This is a genomic window from Nostoc cycadae WK-1 (assembly GCF_002897135.1).
In the GTDB taxonomy this organism is placed as follows: domain Bacteria; phylum Cyanobacteriota; class Cyanobacteriia; order Cyanobacteriales; family Nostocaceae; genus Nostoc_B.
In genome coordinates this window covers 36157-36540 of record NZ_DF978434.1, presented here as the reverse complement: position 1 = coordinate 36540, position 384 = coordinate 36157, and the positions used below count along the sequence as shown (strand labels likewise).

At 44.8% G+C, this 384-nt stretch carries 1 protein-coding gene; it reads right to left on the bottom strand.

Translation table 11 applies throughout. The features are described from left to right. A partial coding sequence (locus NCWK1_RS30235) for a tetratricopeptide repeat protein (protein ID WP_245894961.1) occupies positions 1 to 384 on the bottom strand: 384 nt, incomplete at both ends.

The following is a 384-nucleotide window of genomic DNA, read 5'->3' as shown; positions in this document are numbered from 1 at the left end:
GTTGGTACTCTCCCAGGGATTTGTAAGCACTGCCTAAATTGTTTAAGGAATTACCAACACCATTATGATCGCCGATCTCCCTTTTGATTTCCAAAGACTGTTGGTAGAACTCAATTGCCCGTTGGTACTCTCCCAGGGATTTGTAAGCACTGCCTAAATTGTTTAAGGAAATACCAACACCATTGCGTTGGCGAAGCCTCTCCTCTGGAGAATCGCCTATTTCCCTTTTGATTTCCAAAGACTGCTGGTAGAAATCAATCGCCCGTTGGTACTCTCCCAGGAAATTGTAAGCATTGCCTAAATTGTTTAAGGAACTACCAACGCCATTGCGTTGGCGAAGCCTCTCCTCTGGAGAATCGCCTATCTCCCTTTTGATTTCCAAAG